General features: G+C 38.8%; 22 protein-coding genes, 3 tRNA genes and 1 pseudogene. 6 read left to right on the forward strand and 20 right to left on the reverse strand.

The window, feature by feature from the left end:
* The 8 genes from CLV96_RS08620 to CLV96_RS08655 form a co-directional block, all read right to left on the reverse strand.
* Positions 1–1,776 carry a methyl-accepting chemotaxis protein gene (locus CLV96_RS08620; protein WP_004787470.1) on the reverse strand — a complete coding sequence of 592 codons (1,776 nt, stop codon included), beginning with the start codon at positions 1,774–1,776 and terminating at the stop codon, positions 1–3.
* Between the two features lie 44 nt (positions 1,777–1,820).
* Positions 1,821–2,537, reverse strand: coding sequence for a phosphate signaling complex PhoU family protein (locus CLV96_RS08625; protein ID WP_040917252.1), 717 nt, complete (start codon positions 2,535–2,537; stop codon positions 1,821–1,823).
* A gap of 53 nt (positions 2,538–2,590) precedes the next feature.
* Positions 2,591–3,070 (reverse strand): chemotaxis protein CheW, encoded by a 480-nt coding sequence (locus tag CLV96_RS08630; RefSeq protein WP_004784189.1) that lies wholly within the window; start codon positions 3,068–3,070, stop codon positions 2,591–2,593.
* 29 nt (positions 3,071–3,099) lie between these two features.
* The gene (locus CLV96_RS08635) at positions 3,100–3,837 is read right to left on the reverse strand and encodes a hypothetical protein (protein WP_004785794.1); all 738 of its coding nucleotides are present in this window, start codon (positions 3,835–3,837) and stop codon (positions 3,100–3,102) included.
* Positions 3,838–4,008: 171 nt separating this feature from the next.
* Positions 4,009–5,079 (reverse strand): mannose-1-phosphate guanylyltransferase, encoded by a 1,071-nt coding sequence (locus tag CLV96_RS08640; protein WP_004786448.1) that lies wholly within the window; start codon positions 5,077–5,079, stop codon positions 4,009–4,011.
* A gap of 52 nt (positions 5,080–5,131) precedes the next feature.
* Positions 5,132–5,383 carry an RNA chaperone Hfq gene (hfq, locus tag CLV96_RS08645; RefSeq protein WP_004784721.1) on the reverse strand — a complete coding sequence of 84 codons (252 nt, stop codon included), beginning with the start codon at positions 5,381–5,383 and terminating at the stop codon, positions 5,132–5,134.
* 21 nt (positions 5,384–5,404) lie between these two features.
* On the reverse strand, positions 5,405–6,295 hold the full coding sequence (gene miaA, locus CLV96_RS08650; protein WP_004785893.1) for a tRNA (adenosine(37)-N6)-dimethylallyltransferase MiaA: 891 nt from the start codon (positions 6,293–6,295) through the stop codon (positions 5,405–5,407).
* A complete protein-coding gene (locus CLV96_RS08655) occupies positions 6,292–6,795 on the reverse strand; it encodes an FYDLN acid domain-containing protein (protein ID WP_004785352.1) in 504 nt (167 codons plus the stop codon). Before CLV96_RS08655 ends, miaA begins: the two co-directional genes overlap by 4 nt.
* Positions 6,796–6,899: 104 nt before the next feature.
* Between CLV96_RS08655 and CLV96_RS08660 the strand changes: the two genes are divergently transcribed.
* Entirely contained in the window at positions 6,900–7,679 is a 780-nt protein-coding gene (locus CLV96_RS08660) for a pyridoxine 5'-phosphate synthase (protein WP_040917339.1), read from the forward strand.
* Here CLV96_RS08660 and CLV96_RS08665 read toward each other — a convergent pair.
* Entirely contained in the window at positions 7,648–8,655 is a 1,008-nt protein-coding gene (locus tag CLV96_RS08665) for a tetratricopeptide repeat protein (protein ID WP_004787728.1), read from the reverse strand. The genes CLV96_RS08660 and CLV96_RS08665 overlap by 32 nt on opposite strands.
* A gap of 112 nt (positions 8,656–8,767) precedes the next feature.
* On the opposite strand from CLV96_RS08665, the gene CLV96_RS08670 reads away from it, so the two are divergent.
* Complete coding sequence (locus CLV96_RS08670) at positions 8,768–10,609, forward strand: S41 family peptidase (protein WP_004787718.1); 1,842 nt, start codon at positions 8,768–8,770, stop codon at positions 10,607–10,609.
* 51 nt (positions 10,610–10,660) lie between these two features.
* Entirely contained in the window at positions 10,661–12,262 is a 1,602-nt protein-coding gene (gene nadB, locus CLV96_RS08675; protein ID WP_040917251.1) for an L-aspartate oxidase, read from the forward strand.
* A 185-nt stretch (positions 12,263–12,447) separates the two neighbouring features.
* On the opposite strand, the gene CLV96_RS08680 is transcribed toward nadB, so the two are convergent.
* A complete protein-coding gene (locus tag CLV96_RS08680) occupies positions 12,448–12,663 on the reverse strand; it encodes a hypothetical protein (protein WP_004785324.1) in 216 nt (71 codons plus the stop codon).
* Positions 12,664–12,947: 284 nt separating this feature from the next.
* Here CLV96_RS08680 and CLV96_RS08685 point away from each other — a divergent pair, with 284 nt between their 5' ends.
* Entirely contained in the window at positions 12,948–14,084 is a 1,137-nt protein-coding gene (locus tag CLV96_RS08685; RefSeq protein ID WP_004786484.1) for a tyrosine-type recombinase/integrase, read from the forward strand.
* 152 nt (positions 14,085–14,236) lie between these two features.
* Complete coding sequence (locus tag CLV96_RS08690) at positions 14,237–14,617, forward strand: DUF1801 domain-containing protein (protein ID WP_004785354.1); 381 nt, start codon at positions 14,237–14,239, stop codon at positions 14,615–14,617.
* A gap of 156 nt (positions 14,618–14,773) precedes the next feature.
* Here CLV96_RS08690 and CLV96_RS08695 read toward each other — a convergent pair whose 3' ends face one another.
* Positions 14,774–15,073 carry a DUF805 domain-containing protein gene (locus CLV96_RS08695; protein WP_004785899.1) on the reverse strand — a complete coding sequence of 100 codons (300 nt, stop codon included), beginning with the start codon at positions 15,071–15,073 and terminating at the stop codon, positions 14,774–14,776.
* 242 nt (positions 15,074–15,315) lie between these two features.
* Here CLV96_RS08695 and CLV96_RS08700 point away from each other — a divergent pair, with 242 nt between their 5' ends.
* Positions 15,316–16,500 (forward strand): acyltransferase family protein, encoded by a 1,185-nt coding sequence (locus CLV96_RS08700; RefSeq protein WP_081581551.1) that lies wholly within the window; start codon positions 15,316–15,318, stop codon positions 16,498–16,500.
* 117 nt (positions 16,501–16,617) lie between these two features.
* Here CLV96_RS08700 and CLV96_RS08705 read toward each other — a convergent pair whose 3' ends face one another.
* The 9 genes and pseudogenes from CLV96_RS08705 to sppA all read right to left on the reverse strand — a co-directional run.
* Positions 16,618–17,196 (reverse strand): hypothetical protein, encoded by a 579-nt coding sequence (locus tag CLV96_RS08705; protein WP_004784099.1) that lies wholly within the window; start codon positions 17,194–17,196, stop codon positions 16,618–16,620.
* Positions 17,196–17,783: a transposase gene (locus CLV96_RS08710; protein ID WP_231292468.1), complete on the reverse strand. Its 588-nt coding sequence runs from the start codon at positions 17,781–17,783 to the stop codon at positions 17,196–17,198. Before CLV96_RS08710 ends, CLV96_RS08705 begins: the two co-directional genes overlap by 1 nt.
* A gap of 523 nt (positions 17,784–18,306) precedes the next feature.
* Positions 18,307–18,378, reverse strand: a tRNA-His gene (locus tag CLV96_RS08715).
* An 18-nt stretch (positions 18,379–18,396) separates the two neighbouring features.
* Positions 18,397–18,470: transfer RNA gene (locus tag CLV96_RS08720), tRNA-Arg, on the reverse strand.
* Between the two features lie 17 nt (positions 18,471–18,487).
* Positions 18,488–18,559 (reverse strand) — tRNA-Pro (locus CLV96_RS08725).
* Between the two features lie 59 nt (positions 18,560–18,618).
* Complete coding sequence (locus tag CLV96_RS08730; protein ID WP_004787437.1) at positions 18,619–19,290, reverse strand: tetratricopeptide repeat protein; 672 nt, start codon at positions 19,288–19,290, stop codon at positions 18,619–18,621.
* A 5-nt stretch (positions 19,291–19,295) separates the two neighbouring features.
* Positions 19,296–20,036: a 5'/3'-nucleotidase SurE gene (gene surE, locus CLV96_RS08735; protein ID WP_004784709.1), complete on the reverse strand. Its 741-nt coding sequence runs from the start codon at positions 20,034–20,036 to the stop codon at positions 19,296–19,298.
* A 1-nt stretch (position 20,037) separates the two neighbouring features.
* Positions 20,038–20,646, reverse strand: a complete 609-nt coding sequence (locus CLV96_RS08740) for a hypothetical protein (RefSeq protein ID WP_004785808.1) — start codon at positions 20,644–20,646, stop codon at positions 20,038–20,040.
* A 115-nt stretch (positions 20,647–20,761) separates the two neighbouring features.
* Positions 20,762–21,560, reverse strand: a pseudogene (gene sppA / locus CLV96_RS08745) (signal peptide peptidase SppA); the annotation flags it as partial.
* Between the last annotated feature and the right edge of the window lie 112 nt (positions 21,561–21,672).

The following is a 21,672-nucleotide window of genomic DNA, read 5'->3' on the forward strand; positions in this document are numbered from 1 at the left end:
TTATAACTTAAACAATGATAATTCTCGATTTAATTCTAAAATCAAGGAATTTAATTCAGCAGAAGATTTTGCTGTTTTTTCGGACATCATAGACAACTTTGCCGTATCATTTGCCAAATGATGAACCGATGAACTCATTTCTTCATTTACTTTTTTTTGTTCTTCTGTTGCAAATGAAACTGAACTAGATCTGTTCACAATATTTTCTGATTGTTTACGAATTTCTTCTACTTCCGCAATTTGTTCTAAATTTGCTTCATTGACCTTATCAATACTACTGATAATGTCATTTACGCTTTCAGATAAATATTTGAATGTTTCATTGGCAGATTTAACGGATTCCACTGACAAACTTGTAGAGACAGACACTCGTTTGATTAAATCAGATATAGTTTTTGTGGAAAATGCTGTTCTTTCCGCTAGTTTTCCAACTTCAGAAGCAACAACAGCAAATCCCCTACCCATATCACCGGCCCTTGCTGCCTCAATAGAGGCATTTAACGCAAGTAAATTGACCTGTTCAGAAATTTCTTTTATGATGGCTAAAATTTTACCAATTTCAATTGCATTTTTATCGACCTCTTCAATTGACTCAATTGTGGTAATGATAGATTTTGCACTTTTTGTTACTTCATTTTCAACAGAATCGGCCTTTTCTTTTGCATACAAAGAAACCTGTTTCAAACTTGAAGATAAAGTAAATAAATGGATGATTGATTCATTTGTTGAAGCTGTTAATTTTTTCTGTTCTAACGCATCGGAATAAATTCCATTAATAGAGGATCCATTTTCTTCTAAAGCCGCAGCCACCTCTTCCAAAGATGCCGCTTGGATTTGTGAATGTTCCGCCGAATCACCAGACAAAACTTCCAAATTTTTAGCTTCTTCCTCTATTTTTACAGAATGATTTGTAATTGAAGTAATGAGTCGGTTTAACTTTGTTTTTGCTTCCTCCAAATATACAGAAATCTGTCCAATTTCATTTCTTGTGCGATTCGCCTTAATTGTAGATCGTAAATCTCCATCGGCAAAATCTTTTAACATAGAAGATACATCTCGAATGGTTGCAGAAGTATTCCCTGTCAAATTCCAAAGAACAACAAACAATATTACGATCATACATAAAATAAAAAAACTTAACCCAATACAAATTGTTTCTAAATGAGTTTGATCAACCTGCGAACGAAACTGCGAATAAACATAAAATGCGAATAGAAAGTAACCAATGACAAAAGTTGAAAAAATAGGGAATAATAAATTTGCAAATAAACTCAAAGGAGGTAATGACAATTGGTTGTACACGTCATACAATTCCTTCTCAACCAAAACAAAAAATAAAGATGAAATTGCCATCGCAAGAATGATTCCAAGAAGGATAAAAAAACCAACCTCCCCGTAAGACTTAACTAAACCATAATGGTAAGCAAGAAACATCGTCAAAATAGGTCCACCAACGTTGGTTGATAATATGTTCATTGCTCCTGATTTGGAAAATCCACGAATAAACTTTAATTCTTTTTCTGTATAAATGATCCCTTCGGGTCTTCGCATTTGTTTTCGAAATTCCAAATTTTTGAAAAAAAAGAATAAGGCATGAAGCCCAATGATTGGTGGTGCCAAATAGATGAGAATTTTTAGAATCGATTCAAAATTTTCCAACCCAAATAATAGAAACATTCCGGTAAAAAAAATGAATGGATCAAGGTTTGTGAAGAGAAGATAGGAAACCATAAATCCAGATCTTTTCTGATTGGGTGAATGTCCTGATGGCGTCATAGAGATGGAAATTAATTCCCTTCTATTTCGTTTGTCAATTTATTTTAAGGAAATTGAGAGGCTTTTGTTTTTACGTTTTCTAAATGGCGGATATCTTTTCCGGTATTGAGACGTACAAGTTCTTCAGCCACGTTTACCGCATAATCACCTAACCTTTCTAAGGCGAGAATAATACGATATACATCAGCAAATTCTTGTTTTTCCATATCAGGAACAGATCGATACTTTTGGAAGGCTTGGTCACAAAGTGCATTTAGCTCGTCTTCTAAGGAATTGACACTACCCATAAATCTTTCTTTTTCTTCCACGAGAGATTCAATGGCCATACCAGCAAGAGTGGTCACGCGGGATAAAATCAATGTCATAGGTTCTTCATTTTTGAATAAACCTTTGCGAATGGTTTTATGTCGAAATACATCCGCACAGTTGACCACCTGGTCCCCCATCCGTTCCATATTCCTTGTGATCCGAATGGCGGAAAGTGCAAACCGAAGGGGATCTTTTTTCAAAACAATATCATTGTCTACATCACCCATTCCGAGGATGTTACGGTTACTCACCGCTTCCAAAATGGCATTTTGGGAAAGGTTGTCATTTTCCTTTTCTAAATCATCAATGAGATCGTCACGTTCCACAATCCGTTCCGCTTGTGCATAATCATCTGCTTCCAAAGCTTCACTTAAGAGAATCACCTGTTCCAAAACAAGCTCTGCCATGGAATACAAATTCTTTCTTAAATAGTAAAACTTCGAGATTATCATGTTTGTTTTATTGAGTCTTCAGTATAAGAAAATTTTATCACTGTTATTTCCGATCAAACAGTTGCAAGCTCAGTTATCTCTTCCACGGTTAAGATTTTTTCGATATCAATGAGGATGATGAACCGATTGTCTTTTTTGCCCACCCCTGTGATGTATCTTGAAGAAATTCCTTTGACCGAAGGTGGAGGTGGGTCCACTTGGTTTGCTGGAAAATGAACCACATGAGAAACCTTGTCTACAATCACACCAATGGACTTTCCAGAAACATTGATGACAATGGCTCGGTCGGCTGCACTATCCGTGGTATTTTTTATATTGAGGCGTTTTGCTAGATCAATCATCCGAACCACTTTGCCACGAATGTCCATAATTCCTGCGAAGAAACTTTTAGACTGTGGAACACGGATTAGGTTGGTGATTTTGACAATTTCTTCGACAATGGTGATGGGAATTGCATATTCTTCATCGCCCAAATTGAATATAATGTACTGCTCATGAATGAATTGGTTTGCCGATGATGTTTCTTTTGCCATATCACTTTTCTACAATTTTTGAACTACGTCTAGAAGTAGACGCAGCCGTTATAGAAAAAATATGAACCGAAACTAAGAAATGACAACACTTTTGTCATTAAGACAGAACGTTTTCTGACAAGAAAATCCAGTAGCCCAGCAGTCATACCAAGGACCCCAAGGGTCAGCCCTAATACGACATAATCATAATACAAATAATAGACTAAACATCCAAATCCGACGCCCATACAGACATCTTGTAAATCTCCCCAGACCCGTCGCTTAAAACGCAACCAGAGCGATCCTCGGGCCTCTCTTGCCTCACGTCTTCGTCTTCTCCAACGTTGGAACCGAGTTTCGCGAACTATCCCAAAAATAGAATCATAACGGGTAGAAGGAAAAAGTGCAGATTCGAAAGGAAGTTTTGATGATCGACCTTTCTCTTGGGCATCGTGGGTAAAAGGGGGAAAAATTTCGTACGCCCCTCCAATACACGCAAGCATGTCTTTATCAGGAAGGGTACTAAAGTATTCGCGAAAAGGCCAAATCTTTCGAAAGACGGGATAAGCTCGGCCAGAAGTGATATCCTTCTCACCTTGTACAGTGCCGTTTTTGACGGTAGCACCATACATACGTCCCTTTTCTTCTTTGATTTCTACAGCTAACCGAACGAGTCGTTCGTGAAAGTTGAACTCTGCCTCCAGGACATCCCCGAGAGGAGTTTCCATGGTAAATGCTCGGATGAAACCGGGTGTGCGGGGTTTCTGTTTCCTCCAGACTTGTTTCATAACAAATCTATCGGAGGAAACATTAAGTCACTGAAGAAAGATTATTTCTTCTTTTTGTGTCTGTTGGCTCTGCGTTTTTTCTTACGTTTGTGGGTTGCGATTTTTCTACGCTTTCTCTTTTTTCCGGAAGGCATTCCTTCCTCCTTATATCAAGCCTGTTCTGTCAAATTTCTAGTCGAGGTACTTTTGTAAAACTTTATTTTTCCTCATTGTGGATAACATGGCTTTGATATCACCCACTCCATCACGAGAAGTGACAAGAAGGACATCTGGTTCTTCCACAACTATGAGATCTTTCACTCCAAGAAAGGCTATTAGCTCCTTCTGGACCGAAGAAATATTTCCTGAAGCCTTATGGTAGAGCACTTCTTTTCCTTGGTGGTGGTTCTTTTCTTTATCACCTGGTAAAATTCTCTCGAGCGACATCCAAGACCCTACATCATCCCAATTGAAGGTTGCTTCCACCATTCGGATCCGATTGGATTTTTCCATAATGGCAGTATCAATCGCCTCAGAGGGAAGCATTTGGAATGCGGTTTTTAAATCCCCAAAACTCTTAAATGGAAATCCATTTTTAAGTGGTCCTAAAATATGAGGCGCGTGGCGTTCCAATTCAGAAAGAATTGTTTCTATGCGAAAAAGGAAAATACCTGGGTTCCAATAAAAATTCTTCTTTTTAATATATTTTAGAGCAGTTTTAAAATCTGGTTTTTCAAAAAAGGCCTTTACCGTATAACCAACATCAGTCGGCTTACCAGTACTAATATAACCGTAACCTACTTCCGGACGGTTTGGTTTGACACCCAAAAGAACCATGCCATTTTCAGTTTCGTATAAGGCCTGTTCAATGGTTTTGGTAAATTCCTTGATAGGATCTATAAAAGCATCTGCAGATAATACGATTAAGTTTGGATTTCCGAATTTTTTCTGGAAGTAAAGGGCCGAAAGAGCAATGATGGGAGCTGTGTTTTTTCCCTCTGGTTCTAAGATGAAATTTGTAGAAGGAAACTTAGGATCTTTTTTGAGGATCTCCGCTTTTAAGTTGGCATTTGTTCCAATATAAATTCGATCAAGAGAAGTGATGGTGAGTGCGCGGTCAATGGTCTCACGTAAGAGGGTTTTATTGGAATAAACTTTCTGAAGTTGTTTTGGGGAATTGGTTCGGGAGCGAGGCCAAAACCGCTCTCCCTTTCCACCAGCCATGATGAGGACAACCGGGGATTCTTTAGGTAATTTTGCCATAGGGTTTGGAACCAGAATTTAGCAAGCGAAACAGAGGAAAACCAGAAAAGTCTTAGACCCCTCCCGCTTCCTTCGGTGCATCATCGCTGTGGAGTTTGATTGGTTTTGCCGGGATGATGGTAGAAATGGCGTGTTTGTACACCAAATTCTGTTTGTTATCGTTTTCTAAGATGATTGTGAAGTTGTCAAAGCTGACAACCTTTCCTTTCAGCGGAACTCCGTTTAACAAGTAAATGGTGAGATCGATTTTCTCCTTTCTTGCTGTATTTAGAAGTTGGTCTTGGATATTATTTTTTGCCGACATTGGACATCCCGAGTGATTTCTCTATATTTTATCTATATTTGTATACAGTTGGACAGCGGCTTCGAAGGAAATGGGCGAAAGTAATGGATCTTTTTTGAACCAAGTGATCTGTCGTTTCGCATAATTTCTATGGCTTTGGGCCAACTGCTCAATGAATGTATTACTGTCGATGGTTCCATTTAAGAAAGCAAGCGCAAAATTGTAACCTAAGGTTCGTAGGCCTGGACAGTCAGGTCCATATCTAGAAACTACTTCTTTAGTCTCCGCTAACATACCCGTGGTGATCTCTGTAACTCGCCGATTGATCCTATCATAGAGAATGTCACGGGGCCAGTCCAACCAATGCCCAATCAATTGGACATCTGGGCATTCACTTAAATACCCCCCTACTGTTTCTTTGGAAACTTCGGACCACAAAACACCAGTGAGTACGACTTCCAATGCTCTTTTGATTCTATAGCCATCTTGGGGAGACAAGGAGGTAAGGGCTTCTGGATCTTTGGAAAATAGTTCTTGCCTTGCTTCTTCAAGTGTAAGCTCGAAAACATAATCTTTGGTTTCTTTGGGTACATTTGGTACGGGATACATTCCCAAAAGAAAGGCACGAAGGTAAAATCCAGTTCCTCCAACGAGAAAAGGAATTTTCCCTCTGGATCTGATGTCATTTATGGCGTTGCGGGCCCAAATTGAGAACTGACTCGCATTGAGGGATTCGTCTGCGTTTAAAAAACCGATAAGCCAATGGCGAATGTAAGAAGATTCTTGGGAACTGGGGGCCGTTGTGCCTACCGGTAGATCCCGGTAGACTTGGCGTGAGTCAAAAGAAACAATTTCGAAACGTTTGGGGTCTAGGACCTGAGTGAGGGCTGTCTTTCCAGAACCGGTGGGGCCACCAAGGACGGGGAGGATCACTCCTCTTCCTCGGCTACGACCTCCTCTTCTTCGGTCTCTTCCAATTCTTCTGTTTCTTCCATGAGTTCATCATCTTCTAGAACTGGCTCTTCCTCTTCATCCACTTCGTATTCCGAACTGCGGATGGCCGCCATTCGTGATTTGATGGCTGGTTTTGCCAATTGGTCTGCACCACATTTAGGGCATTTTTTTTCCGGTTTGTACAAATCGTAAAACTTCGTTCCACATGAATAACAACTGAATTTTTTGCCGAGAGGGTTGTTAGGATCAATTTTGACAGCTGGGGCCTTGGCCACAGGTGCCGGTTTTTCCTTTACCACGGCTGCAGTTGTTTTGGGGGCAGGTACGGCTTTCGCCTTAGTTGCCGGAGTTTTTGCTCCAACGACTGCCTTTTTTTTGTCTTCCTTCGGGGAAGCGGACTTAGCGTCCTTGGTTTTTTCTTTGGCCACCGCTTTTTTCTTGGGCGGGGCCTGCTTCTTGACTGCTTTTTTTGCGACCATAAACGTACTTTTGACAGTTTTGGAAATCCCCTCTCGGGGACAACCTTTTTGAAATTGGACGGTTTTCTCCTGGATGAAAATTAATGAAAAGTTTTTTTTTTCCTATGACCCAATTAAGTGTCAATGTCAACAAGATCGCCACTCTCCGCAATTCCCGTGGTGGATCCATTCCAAGTGTCATTCAAATTTCAGAGATTATCTTGGATGCAGGTGCTCACGGCATCACCATCCACCCGAGAGAGGACGAAAGGCATATCACCAAACAAGATGTATTCGAAATTCAGAATTTTCTAAATTCTTACAATGCCAAAATAGCCAAAAATGGATTTCCAAAAAAAGAATTCAATATTGAAGGCGAACCAAGTGAACGTTTTCTGAATCTAGTTCTAAAAGCAAAGCCCGACCAAGTGACCCTAGTGCCGGTCAAACCGGGGGAAATTACCTCAGACCACGGGTTTGATCTAAAAAACAAAACAGTGTTCCAAACTTTAAAACCAATGGTAAAACGATTCAATGACGAAGGGATCAGGGTTTCTTTGTTTATGGAAGCAGAATTTGTTGGATATCCGCTTGTCAAAGAACTCGGAGCCGAACGAATTGAACTCTACACTGGGCCATTTGCCTATGCTTATGACAAATCTCCGGAAGAAGGTGCCAAAAGTTTCCCAATTTATGAAAAGGCAGCCATCGAGGCAAACAAACTGGGATTAGGTGTAAATGCAGGCCACGACCTGGATACTAATAATTTACAACTGTTTTCCAAACTTCCCTACTTAGCAGAAGTGTCCATTGGACACAGGCTTGTCAGCCAAAGTCTTGTGGATGGAATGGAAAAAACCATCAAAGACTATCTTAGAGCTCTTTCGCAAGGAAACGAAGTTTAGAATACTGAGGGTCTTGCTCCAAAAGTAATTTTGCTGCCCTTTCCAAAGCGAGGGCCAATTGCCCTTCCAGTTTTCCTTTTCGTTTTGCCGACTGGATTTCAGATAAAAAACTACGAAGGCCTTCTCTTCCTTGCAATTCGTTTCCAGATAAAGAAGCAAGTTTAACTTTTTTCCATGCCTCCGTGATCGGAGCACCAGGCCTTAATGTGGTTCCAATTTGAGGAGCTCCTGCCTCGGTTCCGAGAGAAGAACTAACGGACACGACTCCAGCACTTGCACCGACGGCCTCTTTAGCTGATTCTCCTCGATGGTAACTGGCCGTGTCCCAAATGCGAGAAAATGGATCAGACTTCATCTGATCAGCGTAAAGACGTTCTTTATAAGAAGAAGAGGATTGGAGGATTTCCTTTTGGACAAGTGATTTGTCACTTGCACTTAGGCTTTGGAAACAATCGGCGAGGACTCCCCGACGGAGACTGTCCTTTGTGAGAACACCTCGTTCGGCCAAAAAAAGGAAAGATTCCGGTTTTGGCAGTTTGTTTTCCTGACAAAGTTTTTGGGTTTCTGTAAATACCGCAAAAACTTCTCCATCATAAGAATGGGCCTTTAAATCTGATAAATTCCCTGATTTTTCGGCAGAAATTCGTAACATATTTTTATAAAGGCTGTCGTTTGGATTTTTTTCTAGAGCCTTTCTAAAAGCAGTGTAACTCTCTGCATAATTGCCTCGGTGGTATTCAAGTAATCCCCAAGTATAACACAGATATCCGTCATCGGTATCACGGGTCCGGCAAACGTATCTTAGTCGAGACATAGCGTCTTCTTTCGATTCGGAGGTATCCCATACATCAAGAAGTACCTCTTCCAAGAAGATTAGAGTTTCCAAACTGTACGGATCTCGGGTTGGGTTCTTCTGAGGATCTGTTGTACAAAACCCAAGGGAAAGAGTAAAAATCAGGACAACGAAAGCACGCATGGCACCGTCTATGTTATAGGTGTGTCCTAGATTTGTCCCGATTTTTTTTGAGTTGCATGGACTGGAAAATCGGAAATTCTTAGGATAATCTATCCACTTTACGAGAGATCCCTTGAAACGAATTGTTTACCTACTTTCCTTTTTCGCCCTACTTAGTTTTGCCCTCCCGGTAGGATTCATTTCCTGCGAACCAGAAGCCAAAAAAGCTCCGAATCGAAAGACCGATTTTACTTACGGAGACTTTGAAACTGTAATTCGTTCAGTGGACAAACTGTATATTGATAAACATATCAATGTCAACCGAGCCTTTACGGATGCTGCCAGTTTTTCTGCTCTGAGTTTGCCACATCCACTTTACATTTATCCAGAAAGTTATTTTAAAGAACGTGAAAAATATGATGATAAAGAAGATCTTTGGCCAGGAACAACGTTCAAACTGTCTCCTTCTGATGCATTTGTCATTTTTGATCCTGATTATGATCAAGTTGAAAAAATCCAAAAAGAAAAACGGAAAAAAAACGAAAACAGAAAACTTTCTGATGCGGAATTGAAAAAACTCATAGAAAAAGAAAAACTAAAAAAATCTGTTATTTCTGCAAGTTGGGAAGAGGTTAATTTCTCTAAGAAAGATTTTGATCGAGTGATCTCCTACATTCAAGATAACCTAGAAAAATATAAAACTCCTGTATTAAAAGGATTAGTGGAATTAGACGGTGAACTTCCAGAAGAAGAGGAAGAAGACAAAAAAGAGTTCAGCATGGAACAAGTGTTTGTTGCCGCTGCCAATGGATATTTAAATTCTCTTGATCCACATTCCAATGTTTTTTTGGAAGAAGTTTGGGAAGAATCCATGAAAAAAATCAGCGATGGTTCTTTTGAAGGTATTGGAGCCATTCTTTCTGGCGGAGGAAGCAGGGAAGTAATCGTGGAAAACCCATTGGAAGGAAGCCCTGCTTTAAAAGCTGGGATTCGAAGTGGAGATAGCATTGTTGCTGTTGATGGTAAACTAATCAAAAATTTATCTCTTGATAAAGTGGTCAAAAAAATCAAAGGACCAAAAGCAACAAAAGTTGTCCTTACCATTTCCAGAAAAGGAAATACAGGAAAAATTGATATAGAAGTGGTTCGAGATAAAATTACGATTAAAAACGTAACTTACCATCTAGTAAAAGAAAATCCGCAAATAGCATATATCAAACTCACGGGATTTGTAAAACCAGGTCCAGGCGAAGCACCAGTTGATACACAAATTGCCGAAGCTTTGGCAGAAATGGAAAAAACTGCAAAAGAAAATGGAAAACCTCTAAAAGCTTTGATTTTGGATCTAAGAGGGAACTCTGGCGGATTTTTGAATTTGGCAATTGATATCGCTGATATGTTCATTGAAAAAGGTTTGATCGTTTCGACAAGAACTCCTTCAGGAAGAGATAAAGAAGAAATGGCGAGGAATAAGGACATCACAAAACTTCCGTTAGCAATCCTTATCAATTCAAAGTCGGCTTCTGCTTCCGAAATTGTGGCTAGTGCAATCCAACATCATGGGAGAGGAATTTTACTTGGCGAAAGAACATTTGGTAAAGCCACTGTTCAAACACTTGAACACCTTGATAGCAACCCAGCATATTTACTTAAAATCACCAATGCCAGATACTATTCTCCTTCTGGTAAAACGATCCAAGTGGTCGGTGTATCTCCTGATATAGAGGTGTCAGAAGAACAGGATGGAACATTTCCATTCCGATACAGAGAAGAAGATATGTGGAACCACTTACCATTGATCCCACACGAAGGTGTCGTTAAATCGAGATTCAATTTAAACGGGATCAAAGATTATGTGAAAAAAAATGGAAAAGCTGATACGTATTTAAAAGAACATGCAATAGATGCCATCAAACCAGATTATATGTTAATCAGAAGTTTGGATTACATTGAAGGAATGTTAAATACAAAATAATCCGAATCCCAAAAGATAAGGATATGAATTTGCAATACAATTGGGAACCAAGTGACTCGAATTAAATCGGATTTTTTGATCATTGGAAGCGGAGTGAGTGGCTTATTTACCGCCCTCAAATTAGCTCCGCTTGGATCTGTAGTGGTTGTTACAAAAAAAGCAGACTACGAATCTAACACCAATTATGCGCAAGGGGGAATTGCCTCTGTTTTTGATGACAAGGATAAGTTTGAGGAACATATCCAAGATACCTTAGAGTCGGGTGCCGGTCTCTGTGATTTAGAGGCGGTGCGAGTTCTTGTCGAAGAAGGCCCCACACGAGTCCGGGAACTTCTTGACCTAGGAGTTCCTTTCACTAGAAACCAAACGGGTGAATTGGATCTTGCTCGCGAAGGTGGTCATAGTAAAAACAGAATCATTCACTCGCTCGACCGAACTGGTAGCGCCGTAGAACAGTCGCTACTAGATCATGTTCATGCCAATAAAAATATCCAAATTTTAGAAAACCATGCCTGTGTGGATCTAATCACCAAACACCATTTAAAAGATAAAGACAATCTTCCTCTAAGGTGTTATGGTGCCTATATCGTAGATACAGAAACAGGAGAGGTATTTCCTGTTTTAGCCAAAAAAACCATATTGGCAACAGGTGGTGCCGGTCAGGTATATTTACACACAACCAATCCCAACATCGCAACTGGCGATGGAGTAGCGAGTGCTTACCGAGCAGGTGCCATTGTTAAAAATATGGAGTTTTATCAGTTCCATCCAACTTCTCTTTTCCATGAACAAGGAAATAGTTTTTTAATTTCAGAAGCTGTGCGTGGCCATGGTGGCATCTTACGAGAGATAGGTGGTAGACCTTTTATGAAAGACTACCATACATTGGGCGAACTAGCACCGAGAGATATCGTAGCTCGTGCCATTGATGATACGATGAAAAAAAGAGGTGAACCCCATGTCCTTCTCGATATCACTCATAGACCTGCAAATGATATCATCAATCATTTTCCATCAATTTATGAACGTTGCAAAAAACTAGGTATTGATATCACAACAGACCCCATCCCTGTGGTGCCTGCGGCTCATTATATGTGTGGTGGTGTGGCGACCGATCTTCTCGGACGAACCAATATTGCAGACTTATATGCTTGTGGAGAAACAACTTGCACGGGAGTCCACGGGGGAAACCGATTGGCATCAAATAGTTTATTGGAATGTCTTGTTTTTTCGCATAGAATTGCAGGAGATATTCAATCGCAAGGAAAGTTAAGTTATTCGCAAGAAACAGATCTGATCCCTGATTGGAACAAAGAAGGAACAACCAATACAGAAGAATGGGTACTCATCTCACATGATTTGATCGAAATCAAAACCATTATGAGTAATTATGTGGGGATTGTGCGTTCGGATATGAGACTCGAAAGAGCTCTCCGTCGTTTGAAACTAATTTCCGAAGAAGTGAAAGACTATTACAACAGAACCACTGTCTCTCTTGGATTACTTGAACTAAGAAACCTAGTGAAAGTAGCAGAACTCATTGTACGGTCTGCACTCTTAAGAAAAGAAAGTCGTGGACTTCATTATAGTACGGACTATCCAGAAGACAGAACTCCTTCAAGAAAAGATACCATTCTTTCACACAAACTTTAAACAGCAAAAAACAATGCGCCAGGGACCCTAGCGGAAATCCTTTCTCGTCAGAGAAAGATTGGAGCGGAGGGCCCGGTCCTTTTTCTATTAGGTTTTAAGTTTAACTAAAAAATCGGAGGCGCCCACCTAACTTAAAATTATTAGTATTAAAAATTCTTTAATTCATAAATTTCACCAAACAAAAATTAACCTCTAAAACCAAGTATGGTATAAACAATTCCTAAAATGATGGGTAGGATTGAATAACTAAACACATGGATAAAATATCCTCGTTTTTCGCCCCATTTTTGTTTCATTGGCTCCAACTTCCAAAAAAATCCTGGTTTGTAAATGCGCAAGATATAGGTGGTGGTTCCGTATAGGATAAAAAATATGCCGAGTCCTACTGTGATAAGGTTCATAAGTCTCCTTGATAATCTCAACTTATGTGAGAATGTGAACTTTCCAAGAAAAAAAAACATCGGAAGTGGTTTTGGATATCCGATTAGCACTGATTGTGATAGAGGGAACGTATTGGGTGGCGGGTTCAGTTCCCCACCCTAATCAGGGCGGGGATACTAGATTCCCATCCCCCCTGAAAAAAATATACGCAACTCCAATAAAAACTTCCTCAAAATACAAATTTAAAGAACCAAAAAGAAAAGAATCCACCTAATCAACTTACCAATACAAGGTTAGGTGCCATATGATCAAACTCCGTTACTCATCCCAAGACAATCGTTTTCATTTGCGATTTCGATTTTCAGAAATTTTTGTTTCGATTGCAAAATCGATTCCAAAAGGTTGTTACCATCCAGATGGTAGAACTTGGTCTTATCCCAATGACCCAATCATCATAAAACAACTATTAAATGCCTTCGAACAACATGACATCCGAATTTCGCCAAAAGAAATTCCAAAACAATGCGGAATTTTAGAAGACTATTTCAAAGCAACCAGAGATAGAAATTTCACCTTCTGCACAACCAAAACGTATTACTCTCACTTATTTCGATTATTGGTTTTTACCGAAAAACTTCCCTCTAATATAAGAATTTTAGACTTGGAAAACTATTTGGATTATCTCGTAACAGAACGCAAAACCAAGGCGGCAAGTATTCGATCATCCAGACAAGCCTTTATCTTCTATTTTAGAGAAGTAAGAAAACAATTTACTCATTTAAAATTTCCGCGAATGAAAGTGGAAAGCAAACTACCTGAAGTTTTATCGGCAGAAGAAACAAGGGCCATCTTCGATGCACTTCCCAACGTAAAACATAAAATGTTATTACTCATTAGTTATTCCTCTGGATTACGAGTTAGCGAAGTGATTCATTTGAAAATAACTGATATAGATCTAAAAAGAAATATGGTCCGCGTAAACCAAGGCAAAGGTAAAAAAGATAGATATACTGTTCTTGCAACCACACTCATTGAAGAATTAAAAGAATATCTAAAAATAAGAGAATACAACTTACTCCTAAAACAAAGTTATAACGAAGTCAAAGCGAATCCCTGGTTATTTCCCGGTATGAAAAACAGACCTCTTAACATTCGTACTGCGGAAAGTATTTTCGCAAATGCGGCCCAAAAGGCAAAAATCAAAAAGAAAGTCAGTTTCCATAGTTTGCGGCATGCTTTTGCGACTCATCTATTAGAATTGGGAACCGATTTACGAATGATTCAAACATTACTCGGACACACAAGTGTCCGAACCACACAAATTTACACCAAAGTAGCGAGAAGCCGGTTAGAAAATATCGCTAGTCCTTTGGACCGGATTCCAAACACAAAAGAAAAAACAATCCATTTGCCAGAAAATAAAGACCAAAACCAATCATAACTTTTTTGATCGGTTATCAAATGCATTTCATATGAGAAAAGGTCCCTGTTATTTAGACAATTGGTTGACGAAAACAATATCCCACTTACCCTTCCATTCGTTCGTCCCTAGACACCAAAACCAATCCGCGCAATGTTTACTTTTACAAACCAATGAAAGACAAATTCGAACAATTCTATTCTTCTTTAACAGAAAATGAAATTTCTATAGTGATGCGATTAAAAGAAATTTTAAAACCATTTGTGAGTCTCGATGAAAGGATCTCCTATTCCGTCCTCTACTACTTTCAAAAAAGTCGCGTTTGTTTTATTTGGCCGGCTTCCATTAAGCCAGGACCAAAATCTGGAGTACAATTTGGATTTTGTAATGGTTATCTGTTAAACGACCCCGATCAAAAACTAGAAAGAGAAAACCGAAAACAAGTTTTTTGTATCACCTACCGCTCAAAGGATGAAATCAACGAACTTGAGTTAAGTAATTTTATAAAAAATGCGTTAGAAGTGGATGAGAGGATTTTTAAAAAGAAAAAATAGTGCGTTCCCAATTCAATTTAAATTTTAGATTTTAATGAAAAGGGTCGGGCCACTCCGGGGTTCGCTGACGCTCCCGTCACCCACCATTTAACAATGGCAGGTGACCAAGCCCTGCGTCTCCCTAACGCGGAGAAATAACAAGACCAAACAAACCCACTAATTTTTTCCTTTTTGGGCCCAAAAGTAAATCAGCACAAGAACTCCAATTCCTGTCAGACCAATCAATTGCCACCAACCGCTCATCCCCACATCATGAAGACGGCGTGAACCTACACTCAAACTTGGCAACAAGACAGCTAAAGAAAAAATTCCACCAATGATGGGAAGAATCATGTTGAGTACTGCACTAATAATGATACAGAAAACAACCCACCACCAAAATTCTGGTCTTTTTGCATTGCCACTAAAATCAGCATATTTTTGAAAACATACCTTAATCGCATCTTGGAATGACATATCGTTTTACCTTCCAGTGAATCACTTATTTTGTTTCGTTACAAACGACGCATATTAGAAATTAATTATTTATAATGTAAAGTAAAAAAAGAGAAATATTTTTCATTTTGAATCCTTGATTGTTTCAGCGATTCCAAGAATGAACAGAATCGAAACAGCTACCAGCCGTTATACAATGCTAAAAAAATCCACTCGACGAAGAGGTCCTTTATTTTCAAATAAGCAAAAGGATTAAAAGAAATATGTTTTTATGGAAAGGATTACAATCAACATGGAGACGTAAAGATGGAGAAAATGAATCTCTCAACGGTTTGCGAGCCCTTGCAATTTTAAGTGTACTTTTTTTCCATACTGTCCCGAGCATAGGGATGATTGGTTGGGAAAATTCATATTTTATAAAATTCTTACATACCCTAGACTCCGGAGTTGCCTTATTTTTTGTATTAAGCGGTTACCTAATTTCCGATGGTTTAAAAAAAGAGTGGAATCGAAATCAAAAAATTAGTTATCAAAAGTTTTTCATAAAAAGAAGTTTAAGAATTTTTCCAGCATATTATTTTTATCTCATCATCACCTATCTGATAGTCACCGCAATCATCCAAAAAGGTGGGGGGAATTTTTCCCTGAATGCCAACCAATCAGGATCAAACTTTTCTTTATTGGCATCTTACCAAAACTTCAAATTTGATTTAATGTATCTATCCGACTATTTTGCAAGTTACAATATTCACACATGGTCGCTTTCGATTGAAGAAAAGTTTTATTTATTTTTTCCTTTTATCGCAGGTTTATTTTTATTTTCATTAAAAACTAAAAATAGACTCATCACCCTACTTTTTCTTTATTTATTACCTTTGATCTTTCGTGTTTTTTCTTATATTTTGTATGGACCGAATGCGGAGGCTTTCCATCAATTTCACTTAAGAATTGATGATCTCATTGCGGGCATCCTTGTGATGGAATTAACCAACAACGAAAAAATTCGCAATATACTGGAAGAATTTAAATACTATCTTTTGGGTTTTGCCTTACTCATCTATGCGATTAACTTCACTTTTATAGTCTCAGAAAATTCATTTTATAAAACTGTTTTTTCTTATAATTTTTACAACCTATCCTTTGCGTCTTTTTTGTTAGTCGCCATCTTAGGTAAAAATGAATTCCAACGTTTACTCAGTTTGGCTTTTTTTCGACCCATTGCCAGACTAAGTTACACAATGTATTTATGGAATTTACTTTTGGCACCATTTGCCTTCCAATCCTTAGCAAAACCGCTAAAACAAAATGGTTTTGTCACTCCGATTCAATTTGGAATGGCAACGCTCCAATTTTTTGTTTATACATTTATTTTTAGTATGATTCTTTATGTTTTGATCGAATATCCTTTTTTAAGATGGAAATCAAAACTGGAAGCCACTAATAAATGAACCAGAGCCCAGAAAAAAGAAATAAATGTAACAAAAGAATTTCTACACGTATACTTTCATTTTGGTAGAATGGATTTACCCCCAGAACTACCGAGAGGATGAACTTAAAGACCTAGGTTAGTTGATGATCCCATCTGTTTTGGCTTCAACTAAAACAGATCTTGTCACATTCCGTATTCCTGAATAAAAAGTAGTAAAAGGAAACATAAATGGAGTGAAAGGAATCAATGTTATATGAACCCAAGTATCATAAGTTACTTGCCTTTGGTATTCTTTTACAATTTTTCCTTTGTTTGTGGTAAATTTATATTTAAGGGTCAAATTATCAACGGCATGAGATGGGAGTAGGAAAAAAGTAAATCCAGTCATAAAAGACAAAAATAAATTTGCTTCACCACGATTTACGATATCTACATCCAATTTTATATCTGCTATATCCAAACCACTTTTAACTTCTTTAAACATTGAAGACTCTTTCAATATTACTTCGATTTCATTACGCAAATCCTTTTCGACTCGCACATTAGCATCAGCAGGAGTTTCATTTAAAGACATTTGGTATCTTAAATTCAAAACAACCGAGGAGTTTCTATTTTGTTTTTCTTCAAAGAAAACTTCTTTATATTCCGGATTATAATCTGTAAACGTAGCACAACCAATAAATAACAACAAAAAACAGACGGTTACTATTTTCATTACTTTACTCTTCTTTTTTTATAATGTTCCATTATATCAGATATTAGTTTTGTTCTGAGTTCTTCGCTTTTGGGGAGCATGTATTCAGAGGAATAGAAATTAACACTTTTTTCAGATGTTTCTTTTTTTTGAACTTCATAGACAACCTGATCTTTCATATCCTTCACAATTAACCTACAATCATATTCCATAGAGTCAATACCGATAGTTCCACCAAACCAGATATAAAGTGTTAGTGTTAGGAATGCAAAAGGGAAATATCCCTCGTAAATTCTTCTTTTATGGGAGTAAGAAGTAAATTCAAATTGTAGCCTTTCAAACTCAGTATTTTTTGGAATTTCCTCATTAAAAAGATATACATTTTCAAAGTATTTACCTTGTTTTAGATGTGAGCGTAGATTGATTGTTAAACCATCCTCTGTATCTTTTCGATAATCCTCGACAACATTCAATACCTTGACTTTATCCAAAACAGCAATACCTAATTCTTTTTTCTGAATGATTGGTTCTCCTAAGGAAACCGAAGGGGGCAAGGTCATACATTGAAAGGTGAGAAGAAATAGTATTAAAATGATTAAATTTTTCAAAAGAAGTCCAAACCAAATGACCACATTTACCAAGTATAACGGTTGTTTGTCAAAAATAATTTAACAATTGTTTTTTTATCAGAATCGAAAATCAAGTTATAAAAACCTTACTAGGTTTTGACTACCACCAACACAATGTTTTTGTAATGATTTCAGTCTATCAACACTGAGATTTTTTTCCTAAAACCCGGCTCCCCATCAGGCCGTCTTTTGCGAGCCCTCACGCCTCCTTGCGCTCGGTCGTTCTCGCTTAACGGAAAAAATGCAAGGTGTCTTGCATTTTTGTCCTACTCGAACTCTATCGCAAAATCGTTCGAATCCCAATCTTTAGTATCTTATTAAACTCTTTATTCGTACCAAATTTCCCTATGAATTCGAGTTCTTTTTGAAAATTGGTTCGGGTGCCGCATAGCACCCACGGATGGGTGCGTGCGGGAGCTTTGGCCAGGGAGGGCCAAGCGAACGCAAGGCGCCCGAACCAATTTTCAAAAATTATATTCGTTGTAGGGGAAATTTTTTAGTGGGTGGATGACGGGATTCGAACCCGCGACGACCGGTACCACAAACCGGGGCTCTACCGCTGAACTACATCCACCGTTTCTAGAACAATCATCGACCCGAGAGGGATTCGAACCCCCGACCAACTGCTTAGAAGGCAGTTGCTCTATCCAGCTGAGCTACCGGGTCAGATAGAACCAACTGATTCGGGATGACAGGATTTGAACCTGCGACCCTCTGTACCCAAAACAGATGCGCTACCACTGCGCTACATCCCGAGAAAGTCCTTGAAACACCAGTGTTTTTGGCTTAAGGACTGTGTCAACAAAAGGGAGATTTATTTCTTCAGGTTCTTGAGTCTTTCGAGCAGAATGGGATGGTTTGGGTTCTTTTGTAGGGCTTTGCGATAGGCTTTCCAAGCTTCCTCTGGTTTTCCGATGGTTTGCAGGAAATAACCAAAGGAATCCAAATAGGCCGGATTGTTTGGATCTAATTCCAATGCTTTTTTTAAAGACTGGATGGCTTCCGAACGCTCTTCCGCATTTAGCTTTTTTTTCAAAGCAAGCAGGTATCCAAGTGAGTTCAGACTGTTTTTATAATCGGGAGTATGCTTTAGGATCCGTCTGTGAATTTCTATGGCCTCTTCCAAACGATGTGTGTATTCATAAACATGGGCCAAAAAAGACAAAAGTTTTGGGTCATCCACTGCAACTTGCAATCTTTCTTTGATAATGGACTCGGCTGTTTCCCAATCCTTTAATTCCACAAGGGCAAATACTTTTAAGCGGTACACATTATCAAGTTCGATAAAACCAGGATACTCGCTTAGGATTCGGTCCAAAACCTGAATCGATTTTTTAAAGTTTTTTGTCTGAAAACAACACAAAGCAAAATTATAAAGAAGGATGGGGTCTTCTGGATTTTGGAGTAAGGCCTGGTCCAAAAGATTCAGTGCCATTGCATAATTGCCTTTGTTCATATAACCGAGGTAATCTGTTTCTTCTGCCATGAGTTTTATTTAGATTGTAATTCCGCTAATCGTTTTTTTTCAGTGAGATCCAATTGGATGGGTGTGACAGGAAGTTTTCCTTGGTAATAGGCTTCAAAATCAGTTCCTGTTTCTTCATCATGCCCAAGCAAACTTCCATTTAATTGAAATTCGCTGACACCTTCAATGATTTGTTTTTTTTCATACTTTTCAGAATAACGACGTCGACCCAAACGAGTGAATACAATTTCGTCTAATGTACCAGATCCAGAAATTTCAGGAGGAAAGTTTAAATTCCAAACTTCACCAGACTTAATCTGTGATTTGTATTTAGAGAGAAACGACAAAACAAGTTCTGCTTCTTTTTCGTAACCATCCTCTGGGTCAATGCGACCAGAACTCACAGCAAGAGAAGGAATTCCATGAAGGGCTCCATGTTTCGCCGCACCAACAGTTCCGGAATAATGTACATCGTAACCCATATTCACACCACGGTTGATCCCTGAGATCACAAAGTCGATTTTCGGAAAGATCTCTGCATACAATCCAATGTTCACACAATCCGCAGGAAAGCCGTCGGCTATATAATGGTTGTCATTGATTCGTTCCACACGCATCCCCTGGAACACAGTTAGTGCCATGGATGTGACAGAACGTTCTTTCAAAGGAGCAATGAGATAGGTTTGATAAGATTTGCCAAGGACACGTTCCAAAGCTTTAATTCCGGCGGAAGAAATTCCGTCGTCATTTGTAATGAGTAAATTCAAACTAAAAACCGCCCGAAATCGATTGGAGTATACTGGTTGCTGTATACAAATTCATAAGAAAAGGGAAGATGATGGTGAGTCCAAGTGCATAAAACGAAAACCGAAGTGAATCTCGATTCCTTAGTTCATAGATAGACTTTAAACCGCGAGAAACCACCAGACTATATAACAAAATAAAACTGAGAAGTAAAAAGAGTCCTGATCCAAGTCCTGAAAGCCCCAATGCATGAAATACAATGCAAACTGGAGCAAATAACAAAAACAATACGACTGAATGTCTTGCAAATAGGATCAAAAACAAAAGTTTCGGAGTCCTTCCCCTTTTTTGCACATAATAATCAGCAACTAGTGAATAAAAAAAAGGGAAAAATCGAAACAAAAACAAATTGGCGATAAAACCAAAAAACAAAAATGACAAAGTAGAAATGGTGTATGGCGCAGAAAGGATACTCATTCCAACTGACAAAGACAAGGCGGAAAGAATGGAAAATAACCAACTGGATACGGGACTTGCCGCGAACGGGATTTCCTGTACTTCCTCCGAATACCGAAGAGGATCCAAAAATACCAATTCTAATACATCAACTAAATCGAAGAAAAAATCTCTCATAACATTAATTTTCCAAGTGCTGTTGGTAAGATGACCAAAACTTGAGATTGGATGAGAGACCTGATTTTGGATACATGAGAATTGTCTCCCAAAAAGCTAACACCAATTGATTGTAAAAATCGATCAAAAGGAGAGATCTCTTGCTCAAAAAGTGGAATGAGGCCATCGTATTGGCAAAGTTCAGAAAGTTTTTTATGAGCTTCTCTTCTGCCACCAATGTCATCCACAAGTTTGTTACGGAAGGCATCTTCGCCGGAATAAATTTTACCTTCAGCTAATTCTTCAATGGACTTAACCGTTTTGTTTCGGCCTTTAGCAACATCTTCCACAAACTTGCGATAGGTGTCCTGTAATTGTTTGCCGATCATATCATCTTCTTCGTTTGTGGAATCGCGAAATGGTGAATACATATCTTTGTATTTCCCTGCTTTATAAGTGCGAACGCCCACTCCATAACGGTCGAGAAGACCCTTTACGTTAGGTGCAAAGGAAATAACCCCAATGGAACCCGTAATGGTTCCATTTTGTGCAAAAATATAATCGGAAGCTGCGGCGATATAATACCCACCGGAGGCGGCCACATCCTTCATGCTCACAACAATCTTTTTGGTTTTCCGCAGATGAAGGAGTTCGTTGAAAATTTCTTGGGAAGCAGCAACCGTTCCTCCTGGAGAATTGATTTCAACAAGGATTCCTTTGATATTTCCGTCTTCTTCCAATTCGCGTAATTGGCGTAAAACGGTATCAGCACCGGTGGAATCAAAAGTGGATTCCCCAGAGTGGATCTCACCTACGATCGGTATGACGACAGCTCCAATTTCACTGGTTTGAAAAAGACCGCCACCAGTCCCACTAGAGAAACGGGCAAGGCTTGATCCAGATACCAAGATGGCAATTCCGAGAATTGTGGCAATGGTGGAGAACAAAAAGGAGAGAAAGAGAAGAAATTGGTTTCTTTCCATAAACTCCCACAAGCAAAACCTTGCAAAAACCCGAGTCAACTTTAATAATTCTTTACTTTTTTTT

Source organism: Leptospira meyeri (assembly GCF_004368965.1).
GTDB classification, from domain to species: Bacteria; Spirochaetota; Leptospiria; order Leptospirales; family Leptospiraceae; genus Leptospira_A; species Leptospira_A meyeri.